General features: G+C 52.1%; 8 protein-coding genes and 2 tRNA genes. 6 read left to right on the top strand and 4 right to left on the bottom strand.

Annotation, left to right across the window (positions count from 1 at the left end; translation table 11 throughout):
- Positions 1-69: 69 nt before the first annotated feature.
- Positions 70-145, bottom strand: a tRNA-Asn gene (locus ACYZYZ_RS05815).
- Between the two features lie 129 nt (positions 146-274).
- Between ACYZYZ_RS05815 and uvrB the strand changes: the two genes are divergently transcribed.
- The gene (gene uvrB, locus ACYZYZ_RS05810) at positions 275-2,290 is read left to right on the top strand and encodes an excinuclease ABC subunit UvrB (RefSeq protein WP_461483587.1); all 2,016 of its coding nucleotides are present in this window, start codon (positions 275-277) and stop codon (positions 2,288-2,290) included.
- Between the two features lie 310 nt (positions 2,291-2,600).
- On the opposite strand, the gene ACYZYZ_RS05805 is transcribed toward uvrB, so the two are convergent.
- The 3 genes from ACYZYZ_RS05805 to ACYZYZ_RS05795 all read right to left on the bottom strand — a co-directional run bounded on the left by ACYZYZ_RS05805 (position 2,601) and on the right by ACYZYZ_RS05795 (position 3,656).
- Positions 2,601-3,002 carry a hypothetical protein gene (locus ACYZYZ_RS05805; RefSeq protein ID WP_461483586.1) on the bottom strand — a complete coding sequence of 134 codons (402 nt, stop codon included), beginning with the start codon at positions 3,000-3,002 and terminating at the stop codon, positions 2,601-2,603.
- Positions 3,003-3,088: 86 nt separating this feature from the next.
- Entirely contained in the window at positions 3,089-3,457 is a 369-nt protein-coding gene (locus tag ACYZYZ_RS05800; protein ID WP_461483585.1) for a hypothetical protein, read from the bottom strand.
- A gap of 122 nt (positions 3,458-3,579) precedes the next feature.
- Positions 3,580-3,656, bottom strand: a tRNA-Val gene (locus ACYZYZ_RS05795).
- Between the two features lie 203 nt (positions 3,657-3,859).
- Here ACYZYZ_RS05795 and thrS point away from each other — a divergent pair.
- The 5 genes from thrS to pheS all read left to right on the top strand — a co-directional run bounded on the left by thrS (position 3,860) and on the right by pheS (position 8,163).
- Positions 3,860-5,785, top strand: coding sequence for a threonine--tRNA ligase (gene thrS / locus ACYZYZ_RS05790; protein WP_461483584.1), 1,926 nt, complete (start codon positions 3,860-3,862; stop codon positions 5,783-5,785).
- Positions 5,694-6,344 (top strand): translation initiation factor IF-3, encoded by a 651-nt coding sequence (gene infC / locus ACYZYZ_RS05785; protein ID WP_439651637.1) that lies wholly within the window; start codon positions 5,694-5,696, stop codon positions 6,342-6,344. Before thrS ends, infC begins: the two co-directional genes overlap by 92 nt.
- A 121-nt stretch (positions 6,345-6,465) precedes the next feature.
- Positions 6,466-6,657, top strand: coding sequence for a 50S ribosomal protein L35 (gene rpmI / locus ACYZYZ_RS05780; RefSeq protein WP_305169215.1), 192 nt, complete (start codon positions 6,466-6,468; stop codon positions 6,655-6,657).
- A 29-nt stretch (positions 6,658-6,686) separates the two neighbouring features.
- Positions 6,687-7,043, top strand: coding sequence for a 50S ribosomal protein L20 (rplT, locus tag ACYZYZ_RS05775; RefSeq protein WP_305169214.1), 357 nt, complete (start codon positions 6,687-6,689; stop codon positions 7,041-7,043).
- 106 nt (positions 7,044-7,149) lie between these two features.
- Positions 7,150-8,163, top strand: a complete 1,014-nt coding sequence (gene pheS, locus ACYZYZ_RS05770; protein ID WP_461483583.1) for a phenylalanine--tRNA ligase subunit alpha — start codon at positions 7,150-7,152, stop codon at positions 8,161-8,163.
- The last annotated feature ends 82 nt before the right edge of the window (positions 8,164-8,245 follow it).

Raw genomic sequence — 8,245 nt, 5'->3', positions numbered from 1 at the left:
TGATGACGTGTTCGAACCGCCGACCTACGCCGTGTAAAGGCGCCGCTCTCCCAACTGAGCTAATCACCCTGGCTCCGCCTGCTGGGCTCGAACCAGCGACCCAATGATTAACAGTCATTTGCTCTACCAACTGAGCTAAGGCGGAATGGTCTCGTTGAGAGGCGCGTATCTTATAGATCGCATTTGGGGTAGTCAAGCCCTGCTCCCGGGCCATTTTACGGGTTTTTGTGGCGTATAATATGACGTTTTGTTGGATGATTCTGGAGAGCCCTGAGTGGCGAAAGAGTTTACGGTTAAAAGTGCTTATCAACCGGCAGGGGACCAGCCTGAAGCCATTAAAAAGTTGGTCGATGGTCTACACGCCGGGTTGGCAGCACAGACATTGCTCGGTGTGACTGGGTCGGGCAAAACCTTCACGATTGCGAATGTCATCAGCCAGGTACAGCGGCCTACCATTGTTCTGGCCCACAACAAAACCCTGGCCGCGCAGCTGTACGGTGAATTCCGTGAGTTTTTCCCAGACAATGCCGTGGAATACTTCGTTTCCTATTACGATTATTACCAGCCCGAGGCCTATGTGCCTTCCTCTGACACCTTTATTGAAAAAGATGCCTCGATTAACCAGCACATTGAGCAAATGCGCTTGTCGGCTACCAAGGCATTGATGGAGCGGAAAGATGTCATCGTGGTGGCCACCGTATCGGCTATCTACGGCCTCGGGGATCCGGAATCCTACCTGAAGATGGTTTTGCACCTTGTCCGCGGTGACAGGGTGGATCAACGGGCTGTTTTACGCCGTCTGGCGGAGCTGCAATACAGTCGCAACGACTCTGTTTTTCAGCGAGCCACGTACCGTGTGCGTGGCGATGTGATCGATATTTACCCGGCAGATTCTGACAACGAAGCGGTGCGGGTCGAACTGTTTGATGACGAAGTGGAGAATATTTCGCTATTTGATCCGTTAACCGGTGAGGTGTTTGGACGGGTGCCGCGGGTGACTGTGTACCCTAAATCTCACTATGTGACCCCCAGGCATACCATTCTTGAGGCGATTGAAGCGATCAAGGTGGAGTTGGCAGAGCGGCTTGAACAGTTACGTTCTGTCAACAAACTGGTGGAAGAGCAGCGCCTGCGCGAGCGCACCCGCTACGATCTGGAAATGATGCAGGAACTGGGTTACTGCACGGGTATTGAGAATTATTCCCGTTACCTCTCTGGAAGGCAGCCGGGGGAAGCACCGCCGACACTCTATGATTACTTGCCTGCTGATGCCCTGCTGGTGGTGGATGAATCCCATGTGACCATTCCCCAGTTAGGGGGCATGTACCGGGGCGACAGATCCCGCAAGGAAACACTGGTGGAATACGGTTTTCGGTTGCCTTCAGCGCTGGATAATCGCCCCATGCGCTTTGATGAGTGGGAGCGTTTAGCTCCTCAAACCATCTTTGTGTCGGCAACGCCCGGCAAGTACGAGGCGGAAAAAACGGGACAGGTCGTGGAGCAGGTGGTCAGGCCCACGGGGCTGGTTGATCCCCAGATTACGGTGCGCCCGGCAAGTTCTCAGGTGGACGATGTGCTTTCCGAGATCAACCTCTGTGTCGGCCATGGTGAACGCGTACTGATTACGGTGCTTACCAAGCGTATGGCAGAAGACCTGACTGAATACCTGGATGAGCATGGTGTGCGGGTGCGGTATTTGCACTCGGATATAGAAACGGTTGAGCGGGTGGAAATTATCCGCGACCTGCGTCTCGGTGAATTTGATGTGTTGGTGGGCATCAATCTGCTGCGTGAGGGGCTGGACATGCCGGAAGTGGCGCTGGTGGCCATTTTTGATGCTGATAAGGAAGGCTTCCTGCGATCAGAGCAATCGCTGATCCAGACCATCGGGCGAGCGGCCCGAAATGTCAACGGCCGTGCCATTTTATACGCCGACAAGATAACCGGTTCTATGCAGCGAGCCATGGATGAAACTGAGCGTCGTCGGGAAAAGCAGGTGGCGTTTAACCGCGAACACCATGTGACGCCCCAGGGCATTAAAAAGTCGGTTGCTGATATCATGGAAGGAGCCCGGAGCATTCCCGGAAAGGGAGGTCGCAAGGTGGCCGAGCGATCTGGGAAGTATGAAGCCGAGCAAGCTCTTGCCAGCAGTTCCGGCGATATCTGGCATCAGATTGATATGCTTGAAAAACAGATGTTCGAATGTGCCAAAAATCTTGAATTTGAAGAGGCCGCCCGGTTGCGAGATCGGGTTCACAAGTTGAAGCAGCAGGTGGATGGGGTACCCTAAAACCCTTTCATGTTATCCAGTAGTTCCCCTAACAACGATTAACTTCTATCTCAATGGCACCATTTTTATTTCCCTCCTAGAATTTGAGTTAGGAGTGTGGGTGCTTGTCATGATTTTTCGTGATCGAAACGATGCGGGCGAACTGTTCTGCAATGAATCCGTGCGGGAATATCTTGATCAAGATTGGCTGCAGCGCAGGGTGATTAGATACGACGTGATCGCCGGGTGCAGCGTTCAGTGAAAAGATAAACCCGGCACAAGCAAAAAGCCCACCTTAATGGTGGGCTTTTCAGTAAGCGATGCTACCGCATTAATCAGCTGCGCAGGTGCCGGCAAAGCGCATCTGCTGGCCACTGTGCCCCTGGTCCCGGTTGAAACCGGACTCTCCGATTCCGGTGGACCATTCGAAGGCACCACTCCCAAAGCGGTAGGAGAAGATCATGCCTTCATTTTTAGCCATGGCGGCATAGTTGTTATTGATCTGCAACTTCAGGTCATGATTTTCTGTTTTGTTGCCACTGCTGTTAGTAATGGTCAACACATCACCACTGATACTGAACTTGAATGTTTCGCCATTCGAGTCAACGGAGGCCCCGGCCCCAGTTCGATAGATGCTGGCAATCGTGCAGGTATAACTGTCGCCATCTGCAGCCTGCACATTAGCTGTCATCAGCAGCAGTACTGCGATAGCTGAAACAATTAATTTATTCATCGGAGTGCCTTTATTCTGTTTTGGGGTGTTGGTTTCGATTACCAAGTGTTAAACGGTAGACCCGCTGCGACCAAAATAGTTGCAGATTAACGGCGACCATAGGTCGTGAGTTTGTGGGTGAAAAAACCACAGACGTAATAGTCACCCTCAAGTTTGGTTTTTTCGACAATGTCGTTGCTGTCTGTATAGGCATACAGGCGGCAGCTGACGTCAATAGTGTTGTTGGTGAAGGCGGTATCCTTTTTGGTGTTCTGTAACTGTGTGCGCTCGGTTTGCTGCCAGTAATAAATAGTCGTGTCCCCTTTGTTGGACTGCCCATCCGGTTCACCGAACATCTTTACCAACTGGCTGATAGGCTTGCCTTCAACCGTTTGAAGAGCGGCTTTTTCTGCAGAAGTGGCACAGCCCGCCAGGAACAAACACAGGGTAAGGGCGGCTATTAGTATTCTTGGCATGGGGGTTTCCTCATTATTCTGTCATTCTGAGCAGGGCGCAGTGTAACCCTGCTGGCAATTTTTGTGCACCCGGCTTGAATGCCAGGCAAAAAAAAGCCCACCGATGGGTGGGCTTTCCTGTTTGGTAGGCACGAGTGGATTCGAACCACCGACCCCCACCATGTCAAGGTGGTGCTCTAACCAACTGAGCTACGTGCCTATTGTCTTGAAGCTCTGCAAAGAGGCGCGTAATTTACCAGTCGACCTGCAGCATGACAAGCCTGAATCGCGGCTTTTCGGGCTGGATAACGGTTTGATTCTCCATGTGATGGCGTTAGAATGCCCGGCTCACTCTTTTGGCGCTGCAATGCAGCATAAACCATGTGGCCTTTGGTAGGGGTCACCACTGGAAAGGATCGCATAATGCCTGTAATTACCCTTCCTGACGGCAGTCAACGTACCTATTCAAAACCTGTTTCCATTCATGAGATCGCCGCCGATATCGGCCCGGGCCTCGCCAAGGCAGCCCTTGCGGGCAAGATCGATGAGCAGCTGCTGGATACTTCTCATGTCATTGAGCAGGACGCCGAGCTGGCCATTATCACCGAGCGCTCGGATGAAGGGTTGGAAATCATTCGTCACTCCACTGCCCATTTGCTGGCGCAGGCGGTGAAACAACTGTTTCCTGAGGCGCAGGTCACCATTGGCCCTGTGATTGAAAACGGTTTCTACTACGACTTCGCCTACGAGCGCCCCTTTACGCCGGAAGATCTGGAGGCTATTGAGGCCAAAATGACCGAGCTGTCAGAGGCGGACAGCAATGTGGAGCGTCGCGTACTTTCTCGGGACGAAGCGGTAAGCTATTTCCGAGGCCTCGGAGAAGCCTACAAGGCAGAGATCATTGAGAGCATTCCCAGTAATGAGGAGTTGTCTCTTTATCGCCAGGGTAATTTTGAAGATCTCTGTCGTGGCCCCCACGTGCCATCCACGGGCAAGCTGAAGTATTTCAAGTTGATGAAAGTCGCCGGCGCCTATTGGCGGGGAGACTCCAACAATGAAATGTTGCAACGTATCTATGGCACTGCCTGGACCAGTAAAAAAGAACTGAAAGCTTACCTCCATCGCCTTGAAGAAGCTGAAAAACGGGATCATCGAAAACTGGCCAAGAAGTTCGATCTGTTCCACCTCCAGGAAGAGGCCCCAGGAATGGTGTTCTGGCATCCCAAGGGTTGGAGCATCTACACGCAGATTGAAAGTTACATGCGTGATGTGCAGATTCGCAACGGCTACCGGGAAATTAAAACGCCGCAGGTGGTCGATCGCACTTTGTGGGAACGTTCTGGTCACTGGGACAAATTCCGCGACAACATGTTTACGGTCGAGTCCGAGGCCAGGGATTATGCCGTTAAGCCCATGAACTGCCCTTGTCATATTCAGGTCTTTAATCAGGGGCTTAAAAGCTATCGTGATCTGCCGTTGCGCCTGGCGGAATTTGGTTCCTGTCACCGCAACGAGGCCTCCGGTACGCTACAGGGCCTGATGCGTGTTCGTGGCTTTGTGCAGGACGACGCTCATATTTTCTGTGCCGAGTCGCAGATTCAGGGCGAAGTTTCGGTATTTACCGATTTGTTGTTCGAGGTCTACAAAGACTTCGGCTTTGAGGATGTGATTATTCGCCTCTCTACCCGTCCCGAGCAGCGGGTTGGTAGTGACGAGGTCTGGGATAAGGCCGAGAAAGCGCTGGCCGACGCGCTGGTCGCGAAAGGGCTGAATTACGAGCTGTTGCCTGGAGAAGGGGCCTTTTATGGGCCAAAAATTGAATTTTCCCTGAAAGATTGCCTTGAGCGTGTCTGGCAGTGCGGCACTATTCAGGTGGATTTTTCCATGCCCGGTCGCCTGGACGCCCAATACGTCTCGGAGGACGGTTCCCGGCAGGTGCCGGTGATGTTGCACAGAGCCATCCTCGGTTCCTTTGAGCGTTTTATCGGCATTTTGATTGAACACTATGAAGGTGCCTTTCCCACTTGGCTGGCCCCATGCCAGGCAGTGGTGATGAATATCACAGATTCCCAGGCTGAATATGTGTCTGGCGTGGTGGATGCCTTGAAAAACAAGGGGTTCCGGGTTGAAAATGACTTGAGAAACGAAAAGATCGGCTTTAAAATCCGCGAGCACACAATTCAGAAGACTCCCTATCTACTGGTAATCGGTGATCGGGAGGTAGAAACGCAGACCGTGGCAGTACGTACCCGGAGCGGTGAAGACCTCGGCACTATGCAGGTTTCAGCCTTTGCAGAGCTTCTCGCCCAAGACGTCAAACGCCGCGGTCGCGTTCGTTTACAAGACTGAAGTTGGAGATTGGATTATCAAGAAAAATTATGGCAAGGGGACAGCAAAACGGTCTCGAATGAATGAAGAGATCGATGTTCTCGAAGTGCGTTTGATCAATGCCGATGGCGAACAGGCTGGCATTGTCAGTATTGAAGAAGCCTTGAGTGCAGCGACGGCAGCCGGCCTGGATCTGGTGGAAATTTCACCGGATGCCGAACCACCGGTCTGCAAGGTCATGGACTACGGCAAAAAGCTGTTTGAAGCCAAAAAACAGCAGGCTGCTCAGCGTAAGAAGCAGAAGCAGACCCAGGTTAAGGAAATGAAGTTTCGTCCGGGAACGGACATTGGGGATTACCAGATCAAGTTACGTAACCTGATCCGGTTCCTCGAAAATGGGGATAAGGCCAAGATAACCCTGAGGTTTCGTGGTCGTGAGATGGCTCACCAGGAACTCGGTATGGAAATGCTCAAACGCATTGAGCAGGACCTCGAGGAGCTGGGAACCGTTGAGCAGTTCCCCAAAATGGAAGGGCGTCAACTCACCATGGTGATTGCCCCCAAGAGCAGGAAGAAGTAATCCGTAAGCTGTGGTTTATCCCACAATCAATACCTACGGCACTACCCGCGTTCAGCCTTTGGCAGACTGTCCGGGAGTGACTTCTCCATATTAGTAACCCGTCATAAAACGGAGAACCAAAATGCCAAAAGCAAAAGCCCATAGCGGTGCGGCCAAGCGCTTTAAGAAAACCAGCGCTGGCTACAAGCACAAGCACGCTAACAGAAGTCATATCCTCACCAAAATGTCCCAGAAGCGTAAGCGTCATCTGCGGGGCACCAGCACCATGAACGGTTCTGATGCGCCACTGGTCGATCGCATGCTGCGTTCCTGATTAGCTGATTTATTTGAGAGGATATTGATATGCCACGTGTAAAACGAGGTGTCACCGCACACCGTCGCCACAAGAAAATCCTGAAGGCAGCAAAAGGTTACTACGGCGCTCGCAGCCGGGTATTTCGTGTTGCTAAACAGGCAGTAACCAAAGCTGGTCAGTACGCCTACCGCGACCGTCGCGTCAAGAAACGTACTTTCCGCGCTCTTTGGATTACCCGTATCAACGCTCAGTCCCGTGTTGAGGGTATGAGCTACAGCCGCCTGATTGCTGGCCTGAAAAGAGCCAACATTGAACTTGATCGTCGCGTTCTGGCGGATCTGGCAGTTCACGATAAGGCTGCTTTTGCCGCTGTTGTAGAACAGGCGAAGGCTGCCCTGGCTTAATATTCACTACCGGTACACCGGTATTGAATACTGCCAATTGAAAAGGGAAAGGGCCGCAGCTCTTTCCCTTTTTTGTTACTAATAACTCCTTGTAAAGGTTGTGACTATGGAAAATCTGGAGCTTCTGGCCAGCGAGGCGCAGCAGGCCATTGAACAGGCGGATGGCCTTGCCGCTCTTGATCAGGTGCGGGTGGAGTTTCTGGGTAAGAAGGGGAAATTGACCGATCTCCTGAAGGGACTGGGCAAGTTGTCCGCTGAAGAGCGCCCGGCAGCGGGTGCCAGAATCAACGAAGTCAAGCAACAGCTACAAGTGCAGATCAATGTGCGTCGGGACAGCTTGGAAAATGCTGCCGTCGAAGAGCAGCTGGCCAAGGAGTCGGTGGACGTCACCTTGCCGGGTCGTGGTGAGGAAAGTGGTGGTTTGCATCTCATTACCCATACGATGGAACGCATAGAATCCTTCTTTACCCAAGTGGGCTACAAGGTGGAAGAGGGACCTGAAATTGAAGATGATTACCATAACTTCGAGGCCCTTAATATTCCTGCCCATCACCCGGCGCGGGCCATGCATGATACGTTTTACGTCACTGAGAACACGGTGCTGAGGACCCATACCTCGCCGGTACAGATTCGCACCATGGAAACCCAGGCGCCGCCGATTCGCATTATCTGTCCTGGCCGAGTCTATCGCTGTGACTCCGATCTGACCCATACCCCCATGTTTCACCAGGTGGAGGGGTTGGTAGTAGACCGTGATGTCAGTATGGCTGACCTCAAGGGGACCATTGATCAGTTTCTCAAAGCTTTCTTCGAGGCGGATCTTCCCGTACGTTTTAGGCCCTCCTATTTTCCCTTTACGGAGCCCTCTGCTGAGGTAGACATTCAGTGTACGAATTGTCGTGGGGCAGGCTGTCGTATCTGTAAGAACACAGGCTGGCTGGAAGTGATGGGCTGCGGCATGGTTCACCCTAATGTGTTTGCCCACTGCAAGATTGATGCGGAGGAATTTTCCGGATTTGCTTTTGGTATGGGTGTGGAGCGTCTCGCTATGTTGCGCTACGGCGTCAATGACTTGCGGCTGTTTTTTGAGAATGACCTTCAATTCTTAAATCAATTTTAAAACAAATAGTTACGCCGTTTATTTAAAGCTATTAATAGATTTGGTGACCAATGAAATTCAGTGAATCCTGGTTGCGGGAATG

This window comes from Porticoccus sp., assembly GCA_023261185.1.
Lineage (GTDB): Bacteria > Pseudomonadota > Gammaproteobacteria > Pseudomonadales > Porticoccaceae > Porticoccus > Porticoccus litoralis.
Note: the sequence above shows the minus strand (reverse complement) of the source record. Positions and strands in the feature narration are given on the sequence as shown.

What these genes read in the sequence shown, in the direction of transcription:
- pheS (WP_461483583.1), top strand. Translation starts at nt 7,150, where the DNA reads ATGGAAAATCTGGAGCTTCTGGCCAGCGAGGCGCAGCAGGCCATTGAA.
- rplT (WP_305169214.1), top strand. Translation starts at nt 6,687, where the DNA reads ATGCCACGTGTAAAACGAGGTGTCACCGCACACCGTCGCCACAAGAAA.
- thrS (WP_461483584.1), top strand. Translation starts at nt 3,860, where the DNA reads ATGCCTGTAATTACCCTTCCTGACGGCAGTCAACGTACCTATTCAAAA.
- ACYZYZ_RS05800 (WP_461483585.1), bottom strand. Translation starts at nt 3,457, where the DNA reads ATGCCAAGAATACTAATAGCCGCCCTTACCCTGTGTTTGTTCCTGGCG.
- rpmI (WP_305169215.1), top strand. Translation starts at nt 6,466, where the DNA reads ATGCCAAAAGCAAAAGCCCATAGCGGTGCGGCCAAGCGCTTTAAGAAA.
- ACYZYZ_RS05805 (WP_461483586.1), bottom strand. Translation starts at nt 3,002, where the DNA reads ATGAATAAATTAATTGTTTCAGCTATCGCAGTACTGCTGCTGATGACA.